The 21,527-nt window shown below is 73.1% G+C and carries 17 protein-coding genes and 1 riboswitch; of the genes, 13 read left to right on the forward strand and 4 right to left on the reverse strand.

Features of this window, described 5'->3' with window-relative positions; translation table 11 throughout:
* Window positions 1-117 precede the first annotated feature (117 nt).
* Window positions 118-519, reverse strand: a complete 402-nt coding sequence (locus GCU69_RS24510) for a hypothetical protein (protein ID WP_098751547.1) — start codon at window positions 517-519, stop codon at window positions 118-120.
* Window positions 520-769: 250 nt separating this feature from the next.
* Here GCU69_RS24510 and ctaE point away from each other — a divergent pair, with 250 nt between their 5' ends.
* The 6 genes from ctaE (at window position 770) to GCU69_RS24540 (ending at window position 8,843) form a co-directional block, all read left to right on the forward strand.
* On the forward strand, window positions 770-1,390 hold the full coding sequence (ctaE, locus tag GCU69_RS24515; protein ID WP_098751546.1) for an aa3-type cytochrome oxidase subunit III: 621 nt from the start codon (window positions 770-772) through the stop codon (window positions 1,388-1,390).
* A gap of 79 nt (window positions 1,391-1,469) precedes the next feature.
* Window positions 1,470-2,279 carry a cytochrome bc1 complex diheme cytochrome c subunit gene (qcrC, locus tag GCU69_RS24520; RefSeq protein WP_098751545.1) on the forward strand — a complete coding sequence of 270 codons (810 nt, stop codon included), beginning with the start codon at window positions 1,470-1,472 and terminating at the stop codon, window positions 2,277-2,279.
* Window positions 2,276-3,343 carry a cytochrome bc1 complex Rieske iron-sulfur subunit gene (gene qcrA, locus GCU69_RS24525; protein WP_098751544.1) on the forward strand — a complete coding sequence of 356 codons (1,068 nt, stop codon included), beginning with the start codon at window positions 2,276-2,278 and terminating at the stop codon, window positions 3,341-3,343. Before qcrC ends, qcrA begins: the two co-directional genes overlap by 4 nt.
* Window positions 3,340-4,974: a cytochrome bc1 complex cytochrome b subunit gene (gene qcrB / locus GCU69_RS24530; RefSeq protein ID WP_098751543.1), complete on the forward strand. Its 1,635-nt coding sequence runs from the start codon at window positions 3,340-3,342 to the stop codon at window positions 4,972-4,974. Before qcrA ends, qcrB begins: the two co-directional genes overlap by 4 nt.
* Before the next feature lie 228 nt (window positions 4,975-5,202).
* Window positions 5,203-6,267, forward strand: coding sequence for an anthranilate phosphoribosyltransferase (trpD, locus tag GCU69_RS24535; RefSeq protein WP_098751542.1), 1,065 nt, complete (start codon window positions 5,203-5,205; stop codon window positions 6,265-6,267).
* Window positions 6,268-6,948: 681 nt separating this feature from the next.
* Window positions 6,949-7,066, forward strand: a riboswitch (SAM riboswitch).
* A gap of 361 nt (window positions 7,067-7,427) precedes the next feature.
* A complete protein-coding gene (locus GCU69_RS24540) occupies window positions 7,428-8,843 on the forward strand; it encodes an aminotransferase class V-fold PLP-dependent enzyme (protein WP_156207203.1) in 1,416 nt (471 codons plus the stop codon).
* Between the two features lie 791 nt (window positions 8,844-9,634).
* On the opposite strand, the gene GCU69_RS24545 is transcribed toward GCU69_RS24540, so the two are convergent.
* Window positions 9,635-10,705: an NAD(P)-dependent alcohol dehydrogenase gene (locus tag GCU69_RS24545; protein WP_156207197.1), complete on the reverse strand. Its 1,071-nt coding sequence runs from the start codon at window positions 10,703-10,705 to the stop codon at window positions 9,635-9,637.
* A gap of 92 nt (window positions 10,706-10,797) precedes the next feature.
* On the opposite strand from GCU69_RS24545, the gene GCU69_RS24550 reads away from it, so the two are divergent.
* A complete protein-coding gene (locus GCU69_RS24550; protein ID WP_156207198.1) occupies window positions 10,798-11,391 on the forward strand; it encodes a TetR family transcriptional regulator in 594 nt (197 codons plus the stop codon).
* 278 nt (window positions 11,392-11,669) lie between these two features.
* Here the strand turns inward: GCU69_RS24550 and GCU69_RS24555 are convergent, their stop codons facing one another.
* On the reverse strand, window positions 11,670-11,951 hold the full coding sequence (locus GCU69_RS24555) for an Lrp/AsnC family transcriptional regulator (protein WP_098751531.1): 282 nt from the start codon (window positions 11,949-11,951) through the stop codon (window positions 11,670-11,672).
* Between the two features lie 224 nt (window positions 11,952-12,175).
* On the opposite strand from GCU69_RS24555, the gene GCU69_RS24560 reads away from it, so the two are divergent.
* The 6 genes from GCU69_RS24560 to GCU69_RS24585 all read left to right on the forward strand — a co-directional run bounded on the left by GCU69_RS24560 (window position 12,176) and on the right by GCU69_RS24585 (window position 19,440).
* The gene (locus GCU69_RS24560; protein WP_098751530.1) at window positions 12,176-12,415 is read left to right on the forward strand and encodes a hypothetical protein; all 240 of its coding nucleotides are present in this window, start codon (window positions 12,176-12,178) and stop codon (window positions 12,413-12,415) included.
* A gap of 93 nt (window positions 12,416-12,508) precedes the next feature.
* On the forward strand, window positions 12,509-13,813 hold the full coding sequence (locus tag GCU69_RS24565; protein WP_235978684.1) for an NYN domain-containing protein: 1,305 nt from the start codon (window positions 12,509-12,511) through the stop codon (window positions 13,811-13,813).
* A 699-nt stretch (window positions 13,814-14,512) separates the two neighbouring features.
* Entirely contained in the window at window positions 14,513-15,535 is a 1,023-nt protein-coding gene (locus GCU69_RS24570) for a C40 family peptidase (RefSeq protein WP_098751529.1), read from the forward strand.
* 264 nt (window positions 15,536-15,799) lie between these two features.
* Window positions 15,800-16,855 (forward strand): C40 family peptidase, encoded by a 1,056-nt coding sequence (locus GCU69_RS24575; RefSeq protein ID WP_098751528.1) that lies wholly within the window; start codon window positions 15,800-15,802, stop codon window positions 16,853-16,855.
* Window positions 16,856-16,903: 48 nt separating this feature from the next.
* On the forward strand, window positions 16,904-18,253 hold the full coding sequence (locus GCU69_RS24580) for a gluzincin family metallopeptidase (protein ID WP_235978680.1): 1,350 nt from the start codon (window positions 16,904-16,906) through the stop codon (window positions 18,251-18,253).
* A gap of 56 nt (window positions 18,254-18,309) precedes the next feature.
* Window positions 18,310-19,440, forward strand: coding sequence for a glycosyltransferase family 4 protein (locus tag GCU69_RS24585; RefSeq protein ID WP_156207199.1), 1,131 nt, complete (start codon window positions 18,310-18,312; stop codon window positions 19,438-19,440).
* A 128-nt stretch (window positions 19,441-19,568) separates the two neighbouring features.
* On the opposite strand, the gene GCU69_RS24590 is transcribed toward GCU69_RS24585, so the two are convergent.
* On the reverse strand, window positions 19,569-21,365 hold the full coding sequence (locus tag GCU69_RS24590; RefSeq protein WP_098751526.1) for an AMP-dependent synthetase/ligase: 1,797 nt from the start codon (window positions 21,363-21,365) through the stop codon (window positions 19,569-19,571).
* Between the last annotated feature and the right edge of the window lie 162 nt (window positions 21,366-21,527).

A 21,527-nucleotide genomic window follows, 5' to 3' on the forward strand; every position in this document is an offset into this window, starting at 1 on the left:
CGGGACCGGCACGTCCCCACGGGCCCGGCACAGCGGGCGGGCCCGTGGGGACACGACCGGCGGCGGCCGGTCCGGACGGCACGTCGTCCGGACCGGCCCCGGCGGTTTCCGGGCCGCTCAGGCCTCGACGGCCCGCCGGGAACGCAGCAGCCCGGCCAGGGCACCGGCGAACTCGACCGGATCGACCGGGTGGGTCACCGCGGCCTCGGCGCGGCTCCAGGTGGCCAGCCAGGCGTCCTGCGGGCGGCCGATGAGCAGCAGCACCGGCGGGCAGTCGAAGATCTCGTCCTTGATCTGCCGGCAGACGCCCATGCCACCGGCGGGCGCCGTCTCGCCGTCCAGCACGCAGGCGTCGATCCCGCCCTGCTCCAGGGCGGAGAGCACGGCCGGGAGCGTCGCGCACTCCAGGAGCTCCACCGGCGGTACGTCGGGGGCGGGCCGGCGTCCGGCGGCCAGCCGTACCTGCTCGCGCGTGCTCGCGTTGTCGCTGTAGACCAGCACCGTGGCGGTCGGCTGCATCGTTCCTCCAGGCTTGCGGACGGCGGAGATCGGGCTGTCGGAGCCGTTGCGCGGATGCTACTCCGCGCCGGGCCCCGCGGAGGAGGGTTCGGCAGCAGAGAAGATCGCTTCCGGCCGCCCCGGAAGCCCCGGTTCCAGGCGGGTTCGCTCGATCGGGGGACGGCCCCGCTGGGCCGTCCGTGCAGGGCAGACGCCGCTGACACACCGAACGGGACCCCCGGGGGTGAGGGCCGGATAAGCGACCGACATAATGTCGGTCGTGGCGACAGCAACGACAGTAGAAACCGGGCACGCGCACCCGTCGGTCAATCGGCCGAACCTCACCAGCGTCGGAACCATCATCTGGCTGAGTTCCGAGCTGATGTTCTTCGCGGCCCTCTTCGCGATGTACTTCACCCTGCGATCGGTGACCGGCGCCGAGCACTGGAAGGAAATGGCGTCCTCGCTGAACTTCCCGTTCTCGGCGGGGAACACCACGATCCTGGTGCTCTCCTCCCTCACCTGCCAGCTCGGCGTCTTCGCCGCCGAGCGCGGTGACGTGAAGAAGCTCCGGGCGTGGTTCGTGGTCACGTTCATGATGGGCGCGGTCTTCATCGGCGGCCAGGTCCTGGAGTACACCGAACTGGTCAAGCACGAGGGCCTCTCGCTCTCGTCCGACCCGTACGGCTCGGTGTTCTACCTGACCACCGGCTTCCACGGACTGCACGTGCTGGGCGGGCTCTTCGCCTTCCTGCTGGTGCTGGCCCGGACGTACGCGGCGAGGAGATTCACCCACGAGCAGGCCACCGCGGCCATCGTCGTGTCGTACTACTGGCACTTCGTCGATGTCGTCTGGATCGGCCTCTTTGCCACGATCTACATGATCAAGTGATCCGGGGCCCGCGCCGCGGGAACCGCATCGCACACAGCCAGACGTAACGACGCAGAAGATCCTGACACCGGGGTAATCCGTGAAAAAGCTCTCCGCACGACGGCGCCATCCGCTGGCGGCGCTTGTCGTCCTACTCTTCGCGCTGGCGGCCACCGGGGGGCTGTACGCCGCGTTCGCACCCGCGGACAAGGCCGAGGCCGAGCCCGTGGCCCAGTCCCTTGCCATCGAGGAGGGCAAGAAGCTCTACGCCGTCGGCTGCGCCAGCTGCCACGGCACCGGCGGCCAGGGGACCACCGACGGGCCGAGTCTCGTCGGAGTGGGCTCCGCCGCCGTGGACTTCCAGGTCGGCACCGGCCGGATGCCCCTGCAGCAGCCCGGCGCGCAGGCGCCGGACAAGCCGAACGTCTACACGCAGGCCGAGATCGACCAGCTGGCGGCGTACATCGCCTCGCTCGGCCCCGGCCCGGTCACGCCGACCGAGGAGCAGTACAGCCCCGAAGGCGCCGACATCGCGAACGGCGGTGAACTGTTCCGCACCAACTGCGCGCAGTGTCACAACTTCACCGGCCAGGGCGGCGCCCTGACCGAGGGCAAGTACGCCCCGGACCTCGAGGATGTGGACCCCAAGCACATCTACGAGGCCATGCAGACCGGCCCGCAGAACATGCCCTCCTTCCCGGATCAGGTGCTTCCGGAGCAGGAGAAGCAGGACATCATCGCGTACCTCGACACGGTCAACAGTGAGGACTCGGAGACTCCCGGCGGGTTCGCCCTGGGCGGCTTCGGGCCGGTGACCGAGGGCCTGTTCGCCTGGACCTTCGGCCTGGGCGCCATGATCGTGGTCGCCATCTGGGTCGCCGCGCGGACCGCAAAGGCCAAGAAGTCATGAGTCAGACTGGATCGAACAAAGACGTGTCCGAAGAACACCTGCCGAGTGCGCGGGCGACGGAGCACGACGGCACGGTAGAGGCCGCCGGCAACCCCTTCGCCGATCCGGGGCTGCCGCCCCACGAGCACCGTGTCCAGGACATCGACGAGCGGGCCGCCAAGCGGTCCGAGCGTACGGTCGCCCTGCTGTTCACGGTGTCAATGCTGGCCACGGTCGCCTTCATCGCCAGCTATGTGATCTTCCCGATCGACAAGATCATCTACGTGTTCCCGGTCGGGCACGTCAGCGCGCTGAACTTCTCGCTGGGGCTCACCCTCGGCGTCGCGCTGTTCTGCATCGGCGCCGGCGCGGTCCACTGGGCCCGCACCCTGATGTCCGACGTCGAGGTCGCCGACGAGCGGCACCCGATCGAGGCCGAGCCCGAGGTCAAGGCCAAGGTCATGGCCGACTTCCGGCAGGGCGCCGCGGAGTCCGCCATCGGCCGGCGCAAGCTGATCCGCAACACCATGTTCGGCGCGCTGGCCATGGTGCCGCTCTCCGGCGTGGTGCTGCTGCGCGACCTCGGCCCGCTGCCGGAGGACAAGCTGCGGCACACCCTGTGGGAAAAGGGCAAGCTGCTGGTCAACCAGAACACCAACGAGCCGCTGCGACCGGAGGACGTGGTCGTCGGTTCGCTGACGTTCGCCAAGCCCGAGGGCCTGGAGGACGACGCGCACGACTTCCAGTCGGAGATTGCCAAGGCCGCCCTGATGATCGTCCGGATCCAGCCGGAGGACATCAAGGACAAGCGCGAGCTCGACTGGTCGCACGAGGGCATCGTCGCCTTCTCGAAGATCTGCACGCACGTCGGCTGCCCCGTCAGCCTGTACGAGCAGCAGACGCACCACGTGCTGTGCCCGTGCCACCAGTCCACCTTCGACCTGACCGACGGTGCCCGGGTGATCTTCGGACCGGCCGGTCACGCCCTGCCGCAGCTGCGGATCGGCGTGAACAAGGACGGCTACCTGGAGGCACTCGGTGACTTCACGGAGCCCGTCGGACCGAGCTTCTGGGAGCGCGGATGAGTACGACGACTGCCGCCGACAACCGGCGCAAGGCGCCCCGCGGTGAGCGGGTCGCCGACTGGGCGGACGGCCGGCTGGGCATCTACAGCCTCGCCAAGACCAACATGCGCAAGATCTTCCCGGACCACTGGTCCTTCATGCTGGGCGAGGTCGCGCTCTACAGCTTCATCATCATCATCCTCACGGGTGTGTATCTGACGCTGTTCTTCGTGCCCAGCATGTCCGAGGTGGAGTACCACGGCTCCTACGTCCCGATGCACGGCATCCGGATGTCGGAGGCGTACGCCTCGACCCTGGACATCAGCTTCGACGTGCGCGGCGGTCTGCTGATCCGGCAGATCCACCACTGGGCCGCCCTGGTCTTCCTGGCCGCCATGTTCGTGCACATGATGCGGGTGTTCTTCACCGGCGCGTTCCGCAAGCCGCGTGAGGTCAACTGGCTGTTCGGCTTCCTGCTGTTCGTGCTCGGCATGTTCACCGGGTTCACCGGTTACTCGCTGCCGGACGACCTGCTCTCCGGCACCGGTGTCCGGTTCATGGAGGGCGCGATCCTGTCCGTGCCGGTCGTCGGCACGTATCTGTCGATGTTCCTGTTCGGCGGGGAGTTCCCGGGGCACGATGTGATCCCCAGGTTCTTCTCCATCCACGTCCTGCTGCTGCCGGGCATCATGCTCGGCCTGCTGGTGGCACACCTGATCCTGGTCTTCTACCACAAGCACACGCAGTTCCCGGGCGCCGGGAAGACGAACAAGAACGTCGTCGGCATGCCGCTGCTGCCCGTCTACATGGCGAAGGCCGGAGGCTTCTTCTTCCTGGTCTTCGGTGTGATCGCGGCGCTGTCCGCGCTGTTCACCATCAACCCGATCTGGGCGCTCGGCCCCTACCGGGCGGACCAGGTGTCCACCGGCGCCCAGCCGGACTGGTACATGGGCTTCTCCGAGGGCCTGATCCGGGCGATGCCCGGCTGGGAGGTCGTCCTGCCGGGCGGCTACACCCTCGCCCTGGGCGTGTTCGTACCCCTGATGGTCTTCCCGCTGGTGCTGGCGGCCATCGCGGTCTATCCGTTCATCGAGTCCTGGGTCACCGGCGACAAGCGCGAGCACCACATCCTGGACCGGCCGCGGAACCACCCGGTGCGCACCGGTATCGGCGCGGCCTGGATCAGCTGGTACCTGGTGATGCTGATCGGCGGTGGAAACGACCTCTTCGCGATCCACTTCCATCTGTCGATCAACGCGGTCACCTGGTTCGTCCGCATCGCGTTCTTCGTGGTGCCGGTGCTGGTGTTCATCGCCACCAAGCGGATCTGCCTCGGCCTCCAGCGCCGGGACCGGGACAAGGTGCTGCACGGGCGCGAGTCCGGCATCATCAAGCGCCTGCCGCACGGCGAGTTCGTCGAGGTGCACGAGCCGCTCTCGCAGGAGCAGCTGCACACGCTCACCCAGCACGAGCAGCGCAAGCCGCTCGAGGCCGGCCCCGAGGTGGACGAGAACGGCGTCAAGCGGAAGGTCCCGCGGGTCCAGAAGCTGCGGGCCAAGCTGTCGCGCGGCTTCTACGGCGAGAACACGCAGATCCCCAAGGCGACTCCCGAGGAGTTCAAGGAGATCAGCAGCGGACACGGCCACCACTGAGGCCGGACGCGGCCTCCACCGGGGCCGCGCGCCGGGCTGAACGCCACCGACCGGGCCCCGGGCCCCGCCCTCGCGGGCGGACCCGGGGCCCGGTCGTGTTCCGGCCCGCTGTCCGGAGTGCGGGCACCCTCCCGTCCGCGCCGCCCGGCGGCGATAGGCTGGCCGCGCGGGGCCGCCGCGTGCCGCCCCCCTTCTTCCCATTCGAACTGTGGACCCCAGGAGCGGACCATGAACGTTGAGACCCCGGCAGGCGGCGACAGCGTGGCGGCCCACTCCTGGCCGGACGTGCTGACCTCCCTCATCAACGGCACCGACCTCAGCGCCGACGCCAGCGCCTGGGCGATGGACCGGATCATGAGCGGTGAGGCCACCGACGCGCAGATCGCCGGCTTCGCGGTCGCCCTGCGGGCCAAGGGCGAGACCGTCGCCGAGGTTTCCGGGCTGGTGCGCACGATGTACGAGCACGCCCGGGTGATCGAGGTCCCCGGGGCGACGGTCGACATCGTCGGCACCGGCGGCGACCGGGCCCGTACGGTCAACATCTCGACGATGTCGTCCATCGTCGTCGCCGGCACCGGGGTGAAGGTCGTCAAGCACGGCAACCGCGCGGCCTCCTCCGCGAGCGGGGCCTCCGACGTGCTGGAGAAGCTCGGCGTCAACCTCGACCTCACGCCGGAGCGTGTCGTCGAGGTCGCCGAGGAGGCGGGCATCACCTTCTGCTTCGCCGTGAAGTTCCACCCGGCGCTGCGCCATGTCGCCGCGGCCCGCCGGGAGCTGGGCGTGGCCACCCCGTTCAACTTCCTCGGCCCGCTGACCAACCCGGCCCGCGTCACGGCCCAGGCCACCGGCTGCGCGGACGCCCGGATCGCCCCCATCATGGCGGGCGTGCTCGCCGAGCGCGGCTCGTCCGCGCTGGTGTTCCGCGGTGACGACGGGCTCGACGAGCTGACCACCACGGCCACCTCGCAGGTGTGGACCGTCCGCGACGGCACCGTCCGGCGGGAGACCTTCGACCCGCGTGACGTCGGCATCGAGATGGTGCCCGTGGAGGCGCTGCGGGGCGCCGACGCCTCGTACAACGCGGATGTCGCCCGTCGGCTGCTCGCGGGTGAGGAGGGTCCCGTACGGGACGCCGTGCTGCTGAACTCGGCCGCCGCCCTGGCCGCCCTCGAACCGACGGACGAGCCGCTCGCGGAGCGGATCAAGGCGGGCATGGCGAGGGCCGCCGAGGCGGTCGACTCGGGCGCGGCGCGGCGCACGCTGGAGCGCTGGGTCGGGGCCAGCAACCACTGACCGGCGGGCCGTTTTCCGCCTCTCCCGGGCGGAGCCGTGAGGGTCCGGGGCGTCCGGAAGCCCCGGGGTTTGCGAGACCCCCGGAGTCCCGCAGCCCCGGGTTCGGGAGCCTTCGAAAGCCCGAAAGCCCGAAAGCCCGAAAGCCCGGGAGCCCCAGGGCCCGGGAATCCCAGCCCGGGAGCCCCGGAGTCTTCCTCCGGAGCCCAGGTGCGCTCCGGCCGGGCCGCGTCGCTCGAACCGGCCCGGGAGGCGGCATCGGTGCCGGTCCGCGAGGCGGGATCGGGTCGGCCCCGGAGGTGGCATCGGTGCCGGTCCGGGAGGCGGCATCCGCGCCGGTCCGGCGTCTCGGGCCCGCGCCGCTGTGGCGCCGGGTGACGGGTGACTTCCCCCGTGCGGCGGCGGCAGGGGCCCGCTCGCGTGCCCCGCGCCGTCCCGCCGGCCGCTCCACCGGCCGCTCCACCGGCCATCCCGCCGACCGCTGCACCGGCCGTCCGTCCGGGCCCGTTCGAACGGGCGGGCCGGGGAGCGCTTCCGGAGCCGCTCACGTAGGCGAACCGGCCGCCGGGGCGGCGCACCCGCCGCGGTTCGCGCAGGGGCCCGGTGGGACGCCGTGCCCGTTCCGTACACGGAGGGGGCCGGGGGGCGTTGCGCCGTGCGCCGTCTCTGGCATACTTCTGCCCAGGTCACGAGTGACAGCGACACAGGCCCCGGCCCGCTGTCCGGCAACCCTCCGTCCGTGGCGGGGTGCCCCGGGTGATGACCGGGCCGCAGACAGCAAGGTCTGTGGCAAGCGCGGACCCCTCGCGCCCCTTCACCGGGCGCACCGGGCAGGGGTCCTGGTGGTCGAGGGAGCGGTCTCGTGAGCAAGCGAATGCGTTAGGGCCTCAAGGCCCGTCCTCCGTGCCCCGCGTCGCGCGCGGCGGTGTGCCTCGCACTGCCGCCCCGGCACCGGGGAGTCACCGCGCCGCCCGCTCCGCACCGCGCGTTCCGCAGGTCCCGGGCACGGCGCGACGTCATCCACTTCGCCTGTCACCGGGAGATCCGCCATGTCCGCACCCGCCGCTGCCCTCAACACCCCTGCCCTCAACGCCTTGCCCCTCAATGCCTCTGCCTCCGCCGCGCCGACCGCCTCCGCCCGCGCCACGGCCCCCGCGGCCGCCATGACCGGACCCGCCCCGGCAGCACCCGTCCCGGCAGCACCCGCTCCGGCCGGACCTGTCCCGTCCGGCGCCGCCCCGTCCGGTGTCCCCGCTGCGTGTGACGGGCCGCTGCCCGTGCTCGGCAACGACGTTCTGGTGCCCCTGGCGGACGGCGGAGAGGTGCCGTACGCGGCCCTCGACTGTGCCGCGAGCGCCCCGGTGCTCCGCCGGGTCTGGGACGATGTCGCCGCCTACGCCCCCTGCTACGGCAGCGTCCACCGCGGTGCCGGCCACCTCTCGCAGCTCTCCACCCGGATCTACGAGGAGAGCCGCGCCGAGGTGGCGCGCTTCCTCGGCTGCCGGCCCGGCGACCAGGTCGTCTTCACCCGTTCCACCACCGACTCGCTCAACCTGCTGGCGGCGGCGCTGCCACCCGGCACCCGGGTGTACGTCTTCGAGACCGAGCACCATGCCGCACTGCTGCCCTGGCGGAACGCCGACGTGACGTATCTCGACGCGCCGCGGAGCCCGGCGGCGGCCGTCGCCACGCTGGAGCGGGCGCTGTCTGCGGGCGGGCCCGGCGGCCCGGCCCTGGTGTGCGTCACCGGCGCGTCGAACGTCACGGGCGAACTCTGGCCCGTACGGGAACTGGCGGCGGTCGCGCACGCGCACGGGGCGCGGATCGTCCTGGACGCGGCCCAGCTCGCGCCGCACCGGCCGGTCGACATCGCGGAGCTGGACGTCGACTGGGCCGCGTTCTCCGGCCACAAGCTCTACGCGCCCTTCGGGACCGGGGTGTTGGCCGGCCGCCCGGACTGGCTCCGGGACGCCGAGCCGTATCTCGCGGGCGGCGGTGCCGTCCGCACGGTCGCCCGGAACACCGGGGGCGGGCTGGACGTGCGGTGGCACACGGGGGAGGCCCGGCACGAGGCGGGCTCGCCCAACGTCATCGGCGCCCACGCCGTCGCCTCCGCCTGCCGGGCGCTCACCGAGGCCGGGCCCGACCGGCTCGTCGCGCGGGAGGAGCGGCTGACGGCACGGCTCCGGGAGGGGCTGGCCGCGGTGCGCGGGGTGCGGCAGCTGTCCCTGTTCGGCGACGACGCGCCCAGGGTCGGGGTGGTGTCGTTCGTGGTGGACGGCCTGCACAGCTCGGAGCTGGCGGAGGCGTTGTCCGCGGAGTACGGGATCGGGGTGCGGGACGGGCTGTTCTGCGCCCATCCGCTGGTGCGGACCCTGCTCGGCGGGGACACCGCCGGGCGGGGCGAGGAGTGCGGTGCCCCTGCCCCGGCGGACGCCCCGGGCGCCCCGGGCGGCGTGGAACTGCGCGCGGTGCGGGTCAGCTTCGGCGCGGGCACCCCGGAGGAGCACATCGACCGCTTCACCGGCGCGGTCGCCGCCCTGGCCCGCCGGGCCGGCGGGCAGGGGCGCCGCCGGTAGCGGACGGGGAGGGGCACGACCGGCGGAATGGGGGTGGCCGGGGTACGGCCGGTGGAATGGGGTGGCCGGGGTACGGCCGGTGGGAAGAGCGCCCCGGGGCACGGCCGATGGGTCGCCCTGTGGCGAGAGAAGTCCGCGGCGGGGGCGCCCGCGGCGGCACGAGGGCACACGGCGAGAGCGGTCACGCGGCGCGGGCCCCGTGCCGACCCGGCGCCGACCAACCAGGCCCCGATCACCCAGGCCCCGATCCCCTCGCATCCCGGCCGCCCCGACCACCCCGACCACCCGGATCACCCCGGTCCTGATCACGCCTGCGCCGACCACCCCGATCACCCCGGCGCCGACCACCCTGGCCCCGAACACCCGGCCCTGATCACCCAGGCGTCGAGCACCCCGCGTCGCGCGACCCTGTGGCAGACGATCCGGTGGCGGACGACCCGGTGCGGCGGGCCCGGGAGCCGATGGCCCCGTTGTCGGGCAAAGGACGTCAAACGACCTGGCGGGGAGCGTCCCGGCGGGGAGCCGCCCGGCGCAGAGCGTCCCGGCCGCGAGCGGCCTGCGGCGACGGGCGCCGGGGTTCGTGCTGATGTTCATGCTGCTCGTTCATTCGTTCTGCTCGTGCCGCGGGGCCCCGGGCGGTGGTGTTCGGACCGGCTCGGTCGTCCGCCGGTTGTGCCGTGGACCCGGCCCGGCCCGGCCCGGCCCCGCCCGGCGGCTGCGTCCCTGCTGTCTCCGCCCCCGGAAGGGCCGGTGCCGCAGCGCCGCGGCACCCGCCTTCCGGGGGCGGCCGCTCAGCCCGTCCGGACGCCGCTCTCCGGGAGGTCCAGGTCGGACAGGTCGAGTACGAGGCGGTAGCGGACGTCGTTGCGCCGGAGACGGTCGAGGGCCTCGTTCACCTGCGCCGACGGGAGCACCTCGACGTCGGCGGTGATGCCGTGCCGGGCGCAGAAGTCCAGCATGGCGGCCGTCGCGGGCCTGCCGCCGCTGCCCGCGGAGCTGAGCTTCTTGCGTCCCACGAGCAGGTCGAGGGTTTCCACGGTGACGGGACCGAGGTGCCCGAGGTGGCTGAGCGTCCCGTCCATGGCGACCAGGCGCAGATAGGGGCCGAGGTCGTGCGGGGCGGAGATGGTGTCGATGACGATGTCGAACCGGTCGCGGGCGTCAGCCATCTGTTCCGGGTCCGAGGAGACGACGAGCCCGTGGGCGCCGAGACGGTGGGCGTCGCCGGCCTTGTCCGGTGAGCGGCTGATGACCGACGTCTCGGCGCCGAGCGCCACGGCGAGCTTGACCGCGAGATGGCCCAGCCCGCCCAGCCCGGCCACGGCGACGCGGGTCCCCGGCCCCGCGCCGAGGGCGTGCAGCGGTTCCCAGACGGTGATCCCGGCACAGAGCAGCGGGGCGGCGGCGGCCGGGTCCAGTCCGGCGGGCAGGGGATGGGCGAAGCGGTCGCGGACGACGTACTCGCGGGAGTAACCCCCCAGGGTGGTCGATCCGTCGTGCCGGTCGGTGCCGCCGTAGGTCAGGGTCGGGAAGGTGTGGCAGAAGTTCTCCTGGCCGGCCCGGCACATGGCGCACTCGCCGCACGAGTCGACGATGTTGCCCACCGCCACGGGGTCGCCGACGGCGCAGCGGGTGACCGCGTGCCCGGTCGCGGTCACCACGCCCGTGAACTCGTGTCCCGGCACCAGCGGCCGGTCTCCTTCGCCGGACCGGGCGCCGACGGCGTGCACATCGGTGTGGCAGACACCGCAGTAGTCGACCCGGACCGCGAGGTCGTCGGGGCGCAGATCGCGTCGCTCCAGCGGTGTCCGGCGCAGTGTGGACGACGAGTCCGCCACCTGCCAGCCAACGGTGCTCCTCATGGCGCCTCCCATAGACAGACTGTTCGGTCTATTACCGTAGCCGCTTCCGGCCGTAAAACAAACCAACTGTTCTGTCTGGTAATCTGCCGGGCATGGCCGATCAGCCCCTGACCGCGCGTGGAGCCGCGACGTACCAGCGCATCCTCGAAGTGGCGACGCGGGAATTCGCCGAGTACGGGATCGCCGGGGCGCGCGTCGAGCGGATCGTGGCTGCGGCGCGCACGAACAAGGCGCAGCTCTACGCCTACTTCGGCAGCAAGGAAGGGCTCTTCGACGCGATCTTCTTCGGCTCGCTGGAGCGCATCGTGAATGTCGTCCCGATCGACGCCGCCGACCTCGCCGACTGGGCCGTACGCCTCTACGACGAGTATCTCCGCCGCCCCGACCTCATCCGGCTGGCCACCTGGGCGCGCCTGGAGCGGCGTCCGGCCGGCCACCTGGTGGACGATCCCGACCGGCTCGAGGACCGGAAACTGCGCGCCATCGCCGAGGCCCAGGCCGCGGGTTCGGTGCGCGAGGGGGACCCGTTCGACCTCATGGCCGTGGTGATCGCCATGTCGATGGCGTGGTCACCGGTCAGCAACGTTTACGCGGCGACGGCGGAGGAACCCCCCGAACTGCACGACCGGCGCCGCACCCTGCTCCGCGAGAGCGTCCGCCGCGCCATGGCGCCCGGCCCCGCCTAGGGACTCGCGCACGCGCCGTCCGGGGCCGCTTCCGTCCTCCGGCGGCACGGGGGCCGGGAAGCCCGCACAGCTGCCGGTGCCGGGAACGTGCGGGCGGGGCACGTCGAACCGCTCACGGAATCCCGCCACCCGCCAGGGGGCACCCCGCCTCGCACTCCGGACCGGGGAGCGGCGGCGCGATCCGCGCTCACCGCCCGCAGTCCGCAGCTCACCGCCCGCCGGGCTCGCCCGCCGGCCGACTGCTTGACGCGGACGAACGGCCGGCCGGCCGGAGCCGGCTAGGCGTCGAGCCCGATCGCGAAGGCCGCCTCCAGGTCGTGCTGCGAGTACGTCCGGAAGGCCACGTGCGTGTCCGTGCCCTCCACGCCGGGGATCTTGCTGATCCGGCCCGGGATCACATCGGCGAGGTCGTCGTGGCGCGCGACCCGGACCATCGCGACCAGGTCGTAGGTGCCCGTGACGGAGTAGACCTCGCTGACGCTGTCCAGCGCCGCGATCGTCTCGGCGATCTCGGGAATCCGGTCGACGCTGGTCTTGATGAGCACGATCGCGGTGATCACGGCTGGCTGTCTCCCTCGGTCGCCTGGCTGCGCCCCCTCACTCTAGCCCCCGTCGCCGCGGTGCGAGCGGGGCCCGGAGCCGTCCGGCCGCCGCCCGGGGGCGCCCCCGGAGGCCACGCCCGGGGGCGGTCAGGCCGTAGGGTTGCGGTGAGGACGACGAGCACACCCGCAGTTCGACGGCGCACAGCGGACCCAGCGATATCGCGGAAGACGAGGACGACACGATGGGCGTTCCCCAGCCGACGGCCGAGACCCGGTGGCGCTGCACCCTGTGCGGCAATCTGACCCGGTTCGACGTGACCCGCTCCACCAGGGCGGTGGAGTACGTCCATCTGGACCTGGCGGGCGAGCCGAAGGTCGAGGAGCGGGACGTGCTCAGCGAGAGCATCGAGTCGGTGCGCTGCCGCTGGTGCAACGCGGTGGACCAGATCGAACTGGTGGACCGCCCCGGCGCGAGCGCCTGAGAGACGGAGCGCTGACAGGTGGTGGAGCCGACGGGTGACGGCGTCGGGGGAGCGGGCGGGTCCGCGGGCGCGGACGAGTCCGCCGCCGACGACGTGCTCGACCGTCCGCTGCCGGAGGGGGTCCGGCGCCGGGTCGTCGCGCTGGTCGCCGACGCCTTCGGCGGGCTGACGGTCGCCGAGCTGCCGCCGCAGTTGCGGCAGTACGCCCGGTTCACGCCGTCCCGCCGCGCCCGCTTCGCCGGGAACGCCATGGCAGCAGCTCTGGAGAGCCACACCTTCTTCCGGCAGCGCGTCGGCGACCGGCTGCGGGAGGCCGAGCCGGAACTCGCCGCGGCCGTGGAGAGCGGCACGGTCCCCGCAGCCGCCAACCCGGTGGACGTGGCCGCCGTCGCGTACGTCCTGCGCCCGGCCGGCTGGGCCAAGCTGGTCGCCGCCGCCGGGGAGGAGGCCCAGCGCGTCCGGGCGGAGCAGGCCGACGAGGAGGCCGCGCGCGAGGTCCGCACGCTCCGCGAGGAGCTGGCCGAGGCCCGGGCCACCGCGCGCCGGGAGGCCGAGCGGGCCCGCGCCGAACTGGAGGCCTCCCGCAAGGAGTCCGACGTCCTGCAGCGCAAGCTGCGCAGCGCGGTGAGCGACATACGCCGCGGTGAGGCCGCGCTGCGCAAGTCCGCGGCCGAGCTGGAGTCCGTACGGAACCACGCGGCGCAGGAGAAGGCCACCGCCGACAGCGAGGCCCGGCGGCTCAAGGCGCGGCTCGCGGAGGCCGAGTCGGCGCTGGAGGCGAGCCGGCGTGCCGTGCGCGAGGGCCGCAGCGTCGAGGACATGCGGCTGCGGCTGCTGCTGGACACGGTGCTGGACGCGGCACAGGGGCTGCGCCGCGAGCTGGCGCTGCCGCCCGCCTCCTCGCACCCGGCCGACTCGGTCGACGCGGTCGAGCCGGGCCGGATGACACCGAAGGACATCGCGACCCGGGCGCTGTCGGAGACCGATCCCGCACTGCTGGACCAGCTGCTGGCGCTGCCTCAGGCGCATCTGGTGGTGGACGGGTACAACGTCACCAAGACCGGCTATCCGACGATGCCGCTGGAGAAGCAGCGGCTGCGGCTGCTGGGCGGGCTGGCGGTGCTGGCCGCGCAGACCGGGGCCGAGATGACCTGTGTCTTCGACGGCGCCGAGCTGGCCGCCCCGGTGCTGCTGGCGCCGCCGCGCGGTGTGCGGGTGCTGTTCAGCAAGCCGGGACAGACGGCGGACGAACTGATCCGGCGTCTGGTACGGGCCGAACCGCCGGGCCGCCCCGTGGTGGTGGTCTCCGCGGACCGGGAGGTAGCGGACGGTGTGGCACGGGCCGGTGCGCGGCCGGTGGCGTCCACGCTGCTGCTGAAGCGGCTCTCCCGCACCTGACGTCCCGCCGGGGCGGAAGCGGGGCGCCCGCGTCCGGTGGGGTGGTGTGTCCTGTCCTGTCCGTTGCCGTGCGCGACTGCCGCGCCGCGCCGTGCCGCGCGCGCGAGTTCCGGGCACGTGCGCGAGTTCTGTGCCGCACGTGCGAGTTCTGTGCCGGGTGTGCGTCCGCGGTGGCCCGAGCCGGTGTGCGTCCGGCAGTGTGCGTACGGGCCGTGTGCGTACGCGTCCGGAACCGTCTCTTCCGTGTCCTCCGTGCCGTCCGTGGTGTCCGTGTCGTCTGTTCCTCTGTGCTCTCCGTGCCGTCCGGGTGTCGGTGGTTCCGTGTCCGGTGCGTGGTGTATGTCCGCATCCGCCGCCGTTGACGGGCGAGTTCGCGAGGTCCTGACTCTCCGTTCGTTCACCCGGTTGGGGCGTTTGAACTCAGCGGAGTGTCAGATGTCCGTCACTCCCTGTGTGATATTGGTAAAGAAAACATGTCCGACAGAAGTTTTTACTCATGGGGATTTGAACCGATCACAAGAAGGTCACTAAGGTCAGGCTCCGAACCTTCGCGCGGTTGATCATCCATCCGGGATATCCGCGAAGGAACCGCCGAGTCCGCGGCGCACGGCCTGTTTGACGGGGGAGCCGAGGCTGCGGAGCCGGGGCCTCATACCCCCACTCCCGGTAGGCGGCTGGAGGAAGAAGGAGCTCGCCTTCGTGGCGTCCCACCGTCGACCCAAGCAGCCCAGCCGCACGCGCGTGAGCGTGCTCACCGCCACCGCTGCTGCAGCCGTCGCTCTCACGTCCCAGGCCGCGCAGGCCGACCCGAAGCCTTCCAAGACGGAAGTGAAGGCGAAGGTCGACAAGCTGTACGAAGAGGCCGAGGTCGCCACCGAGAACTACAACGGGGCGAAGGAGAAGCAGGACAAGCTGGAGGAAGAGGTCTCCGACCTCCAGGACAAGGTCGCCCGCGGTCAGGAAGACCTCAACGAGCTGCGCAACGGCCTCGGTTCGATGGCCACCGCCCAGTACCGTTCCGGCGGCATCGACCCGTCCGTGCAGCTGCTGCTCTCCTCCGACCCGGACTCCTACCTCGAGCGCGCCTCGACACTCGACCAGCTGAGCGGCAAGCAGGCCGACGCCCTGGGCGAGATCGCCGAGAAGCAGCGCACACTCCAGCAGCAGCGTGCCGAGGCGAAGACGAAACTCGAGGACCTCGCCGAGACCCGTGAGGCGCTGGGCGACAAGAAGAAGGAAATCCAGGGCAAGCTCTCCAAGGCCCGGGACCTGCTCAACACCCTGACGGCGGAGGAGCGCGCCGAACTCGCCGCCAAGGAGGAGCGCGCCAACCGGGACAACGGCCGGGTGGATCTCGGCGGCGACGTCCCCGAGTCGCAGCGCGCCGGAGCGGCGCTGGCCGCCGCCCAGGCGAAGATCGGCGCGCCGTACGTCTGGGGCGCGACCGGGCCCAGCTCCTTCGACTGCTCGGGCCTCACCTCGTGGGCCTACGCGCAGGCGGGGGTCAGCCTCGACCGCACCTCGCAGGCGCAGGCGAACAACGGCACCCGGATCGGCCAGAGCGCGCTCAAGCCCGGTGACCTGGTCTTCTTCTACGGCGACCTGCACCATGTCGGCCTCTACGCCGGCAACGGGCAGATCCTGCACGCCCCGAAGCCCGGTGCCAACGTGCGCTACGAGTCGATCAACAACATGCCGTTCCAGTTCGGCGTCCGCGTCTGACGCGACCCGACGGGGGTGCCGGGCCCGACCGCCCGGCGCCCCGGCGGAAGCGCCCGTTCGAGCGAATCAGGGCGACCGCGCCCACCCGTACGCCCCGCCGGTGACCTGCGTCTTGGGCGGGGCGTCGGCGTGTGTGCCCGATGGCGATCTTTGAACTCAGGGCAACCGTACGGTTACTCTCTGCCGCGCAGTTCTGCCGGTTCCAGCCCTGCCCATCCCCGGGCGGCGGCGGGACCGCTCCAGCGGAAGGGAGTGCGGCCCGAAGTGGCGTCTCATCGCCGTTCCACGAAGCCCCGTCTCACCAGCACCGGCCGGATCCCGGCGGTGTCCGCGCTGGCCGCGACGGCCGCAGCGGCGTTCTCGGCGGCACCCGCGCCCGCCGGCGCCGCGCCGCGGGACACCCCGGCGGAGGTACGGGCGGCGGTCGACCGGCTGTACACGGAGGTCGAGCGGGCCACCGAGAAGTACAACGCGGAGAGTGAGCGGCACGACCGGCTCACCGGTCAGGCCGACCGGCTCCGGGACCGGGTGGCCCGGGGCCAGCAGGAGGCCAACCGGCTGCGCGGTTCCCTCGGTTCGCTCGCCGGGGCGCAGTACCGTTCCGGCGGAGTGGACCCGGCGGTGGCGCTGCTGCTGTCCTCCGACCCCGACGGGTACCTCGCCAAGGCCTCGACGCTCGGCAGGATCGGCGACCGCCAGGCGGCCGAGCTGCGGGCCCTGGCCGCCGCGCAGCGCACCCTGGACGGGCAGCGGGCCCGGGCCGCGGAGAAGGTCGCCGAGGCCGAGCGCAGCCGGGCCGCGGTGAACCGCCACAAGAAGGCGGTCGAGGCCAAACTCGCCCGCGCCCGCCAGCTGCTGGGCAAGCTGACCCGCGAGCAGCGCGCGTCCTACGACCGGGACCGGCAGCGCGCGTCGCGCGACGCGGCCCGCCCGTCCGCAGCCCCGGTGGCCGGCGGATCCGCCACCGCCCCCTCCGGTTACGCGGCGGCGGCCGTCGCCGCGGCCCGGCAGGCGGTCGGACGGCCCTACATCTGGGGGCAGTCGGGCCCGCTCGCCTTCGACTGCTCCGGGCTCACCTACTGGGCGTACCGGCAGGCCGGGGTCGCGATCCCGCGCACCTCGCAGGCCCAGCGCCACGCCGGCCGGCAGGTGCCGCTGGACCGGGCGCGCCCCGGGGACCTCGTCACCTACCGTTCGGACGCCAGCCACGTCGGGATGTACGTCGGCAACGGCCAGGTGCTGCACGCCCCGTATCCCGGCGCGACGGTGCGGTACGACCCGGTCGGCATGATGCCGGGCGCCGTCGCCACGCGGGTCTGACCCGGGCGCTCTCCACCGCTCGGACCCGTGCGCCGTACGATCGACCGCGTGGCGGTTCCGCGGCGGCACGAGGCGATGCGCGTGGGCGCGCTGTGGGCACCGGTCCTCGCGCTGCTCGCCGCCGTGTGCGGCTGCGGCCCGGCCGGCCCGCCGGGAGCCACCGGTCCGGGCGTCCGGGACATCCAGCGGATGCTGGACCGGCGGGCGGACGCCCTGCTCGACCGGGACGCGGGCCGCTTCCTGGCCACCGTGGACCCGGCCGCCGGCGCGTACCGCGCGGACCAGCGGCGGCTGCTGCGCAACCTCGCCGAGGTGCCGCTCTCCTCCTGGCGCTACCGGCTGACCGGCACCGGCGGTTTCGACCCGGCGCCGGCGGCCGGGCGCGAACCCTCCGGGGGATCCGCCCGCCGGGTCGCGGCGGAGGTGCGGCTCAGCTACCGGCTCGACGGCCACGATCCCCGGCCCGTCACCGAGGAACGCCGGCTGACGGTCGTCGAGCGGGACGGCCGCTGGTACGTGTCCGCCGAACAGGACCCGGCCGCGGGGGAGACGCGCGACGACTCCGCGGGCGGCGGAGAGCCGCCCGAACCGCTGTGGGAGCAGGGCGAGGTCGAGGCCGTGCGCGGCAGCCGCAGCCTCGTCCTGGGCGTCGGGCACGACCCCGGGCGGCTGCGGGACATCGCCGAAACCACCGACCGGGCCGTGCCCGCCGTGGACGCGGCCTGGCAGCGGGGGGAGTGGGCCCGCCGGGTCGTCGTGCTCGTGCCCCGCTCGCTCGCCGACATGGCCCGGCTCCTCGGCGAACCGGCGGCGAACTACCGCGGCATCGCCGCCGTCACCACGGGCTTCACCCCGCGGAAGACCGGCCGCCCGGGCGACGCGCCCGCCGACCGCGTCATCGTCAACCCCGAGGCGTACGCGGCGCTGGGCGAGTCCGGGCAGCGCTTCGTGCTCACCCACGAGACCGCGCACGTCGCGACCCGCGCCCACACCTCGCGCGCCACCCCGCTGTGGCTCTCCGAGGGGTTCGCCGACTGGGCGGGTTACCGGGACTCCGGCGGCGAACCGGCCGCCGCCGCTCCGGTCCTGCGCCGGCAGGTGGCCGCGGGCCGCTCACCGGGCGGTCTGCCGGCGGACGAGGACTTCGGCTTCACCGGGGACTCCGACCGGCTGGCGATGGCGTACGAACGCGGCTGGCTGGCCTGCCGGATGATCGCCGACGAGTGGGGGGAGCGGAAGCTGGTGGACTTCTACCGGGCCGTCGGCTCACCGGCCGCCGCCGGGGAGCCGGACCGCCGCCGGAGCCTGGACCGGGCCCTGCGCGAGGTCCTGGACGTCGACGGAACGGCGGCCCTCACCGAGCGCTGGCGCGCCTATGTCACCGCGCAACTGCGCTGAGCCACCGGGGCCCGGACCGCGGGCCCGGGCCGGGGCGTTCGGTACTGTCGGCGGCGATGGACAAGACCCTGATCGTCACGAACGACTTCCCGCCCCGCCCCGGTGGCATCCAGTCCTTCCTGCACAGCATGGCGCTGCGGCTGGACCCCACGCAGGTGGTCGTCTACGCCTCGACCTGGAAGGACGGCGCCGAGGTGGCCCGCTTCGACGCGGAGCAGCCCTTCCCCGTCGTCCGCGACCGGGCCCGGATGCTGCTGCCGACCCCGCGCGTGACCCGGCGTGCCGCCGGACTGCTGCGCGAGCACGGCTGCTCCTCGGTGTGGTTCGGGGCGGCGGCCCCGCTCGGCCTGATGGCCCCCGCGCTGCGCGGGGCCGGGGCGCGCCGCATCGTCGCCACCACGCACGGGCACGAGGCGGGCTGGGCCCAGCTGCCGGTGTCCCGGCAGCTGCTGCGCCGGATCGGCGAGGGCACCGACACGATCACCTATCTCGGTGAGTACACCCGTTCCCGGATCGCGGCCGCGCTCACCCCGGCCGCCGCGGAGCGCATGGTGCAGCTGCCGCCCGGGGTCGACGAGAAGTCGTTCCACCCCGGTTCCGGGGGAGAACGGGTCAGGGAGCGGCTCGGACTCACCGGACGGCCGGTCGTGGTCTGCGTGTCCCGGCTGGTGCCCCGCAAGGGCCAGGACACGCTGATCCGCGCGATGCCGCGCATCCTCGCGGACGTGCCGGACGCGGTGCTGCTGATCGTCGGCGGCGGACCGTACCGCGCCGGCCTGGAGAAGCTGGCCGCCGGCACCGGGGTGGCCGGCTCGGTCCGCTTCACCGGTCCGGTGCCGTGGGAGGAACTGCCCGCGCACCACGGCGCGGGCGACGTGTTCGCCATGCCCTGCCGCACCCGCCGCGGCGGGCTGGACGTCGAAGGGCTGGGGATCGTCTACCTGGAGGCCTCGGCCACCGGGCTGCCCGTCGTCGCGGGGGACTCGGGCGGCGCGCCGGACGCCGTACTGGACGGCGAGACGGGCTGGGTGGTGCGCGGCGGTGACGCCGCCGGGACGGCCGAACGGATCGTGACGCTGCTCCTGGACCCGGAGCTGCGGCGCGGCATGGGCGGGCGGGGCCGCGCCTGGGTCGAGGAGCGCTGGCGCTGGGACCTGCTCGCCGAACGCCTCAAAGCGCTGCTCTGACGGAACGCGGGGCGGCCCCGGACTCCCGGACCGCCCCGCCGTCGTACACCCGTCGAGCGGGCCGGTGGCCGCGTACACCCGTCGTGCGGGCCGCGGGCCGCGTACACCCGTCTTGCGGCCGCGGGCCGCTACTTGGCGTAGAGCGCCTCGATCTCGTTCGCGAAGTCTCGCGCGACGACGTTCCGCTTGAGCTTCAGGGACGGCGTGACATGCCCGGACTCCTCCGTGAACTGTCCCGGCAGGATCCGGAACTTGCGCACCGACTCCGCCTTGGAGACCGCCGCGTTGCCGTCGTCCACCGCCTGCTGCACCGCCGCCAGCAGCTCCGGGTCGTGCAGCAGGTCCGCGGCCGTGCTGCTCGCGGGCTTGCCGTGCTCCTCCAGCCAGCGCGGCAGGAACTCCTCGTCCAGGGTGACGAGCGCGCCGACGAACGGCCGGGCGTCGCCGACGACCATGCACTCGGCGACGAGGGCGTGCCCGCGGATGCGGTCCTCGATGACGGCGGGGGCGACGTTCTTGCCGCCGGCCGTCACGATGATCTCCTTCTTGCGGCCGGTGATCGCCAGATAGCCGTCCTCGTCCAGCGTGCCGACGTCACCGGTGTGGAACCAGCCGTCGGAGAGCGCCTCGGCGGTCGCGGCCTCGTTGTTCCAGTAGCCGGTGAAGATGTGCTCGCCGTGCAGCAGCACCTCGCCGTCGTCGGCGATCCGCACCACCGAGCCGGGCAGCGGCTGGCCGACCGTGCCGATCTTCTGCCGGTCCCACGGGTTGAAGGCGGTCGCCGCGCAGGACTCGGTGAGGCCGTAGCCCTCCAGCACCGTGAAGCCGATGCCGCGGTAGAAGTGGCCGAGCCGCTCGCCGAGCGGGGCACCGCCGGAGATCGCGTGCTCGGCCCGGCCGCCGAGGACCGCGCGCAGCTTGCTGTAGACCAGCTTGTCGAAGGTCTTGTGCTTGATCCGCAGGCCGAGCGAGGGGCCGGACGGGGTGTCCAGCGCGCGGCTGTAGGCGATGGCGGTGTCCGCGGCCTTGTCGAAGATCTTGCCCTTGCCGTCGGCCTGGGCCTTGGCGCGGGCGGAGTTGTAGACCTTCTCGAACACGCGCGGCACGCCGAGGACCATGGTCGGCCGGAAGGCGGCGAGTTCGTCGGTGAGGTTCTTGATGTCGCTGACGTGCCCGAGTTTGATCGGCGCGAGCACGGAGGCGACCTCGACCAGCCGGCCGAAGACGTGCGCGACGGGCAGGAAGAGCAGTACGGAGCACTCGCCGGCGCGGAACAGCGGGCGCAGCCGCTCCACGATGTTGCCGCACTCCGCGAAGAAGTTGCGGTGCGTCAGCACACAGCCCTTGGGGCGGCCCGTGGTGCCGGAGGTGTAGACGATGGTCGCGGGGGAGTCGGCGTCGGCCAGCGAGCCCCGCTCGTCGACCTGGGCGTCGGAGATGTCCGAGCCCTTGGCGCGCAGCAGTTCGACGGCGTCCCGCTCGATCTGCCAGATGTTCCTCAGCTCCGGCAGCCGGCCGCGCACGGACTCGACCGCGGCCTCGTGCGCCTCGGTCTCCACGATCGCGCCGACCGCGCCGGAGTCGCCGAGGATCCAGGCGATCTGCTCGGGGGAGCTGGTCTCGTACACCGGGACGGTGACGGCGCCGGCGCTCCACACCGCGAAGTCCAGCAGCGTCCACTCGTAACGGGTGCGGGACATCAGGGCGACCCGGTCGCCGGGGCGCACACCGGCGGCGATGAGACCCTTGGCGGCGTCGCGGACCTCGGTGAGGAAGTCGGTCGCCGTCACGTCCTCCCAGCGGCCGCCGCGCTTGCGGGCGAGGACGGCGACATCCGGGTGCTGGGCCGCGTTGCGGTGGATGAGATCCGTCAGATTGCCGTCCGCGGGGACCTCGTACAGGGCCGGAAGGCTGAACTCGCGCAAGACTGCTGCTCCTCATCGAGCGCCGGGGCCAAGTGACGTCGTGTCCGGCGTGCCGCGGCGGCTGCGGTCCGTGATCAGGGGTGAGGTGGGGTGGTGGGCCGGTGTGAGTTGACACTGGGGTCGGCCCGGACGTTACCCACCGGTAAGCGCTTCCGGGTAGGG

Source organism: Streptomyces lycii (assembly GCF_009735685.1).
GTDB classification, from domain to species: domain Bacteria; phylum Actinomycetota; class Actinomycetes; order Streptomycetales; family Streptomycetaceae; genus Streptomyces; species Streptomyces lycii.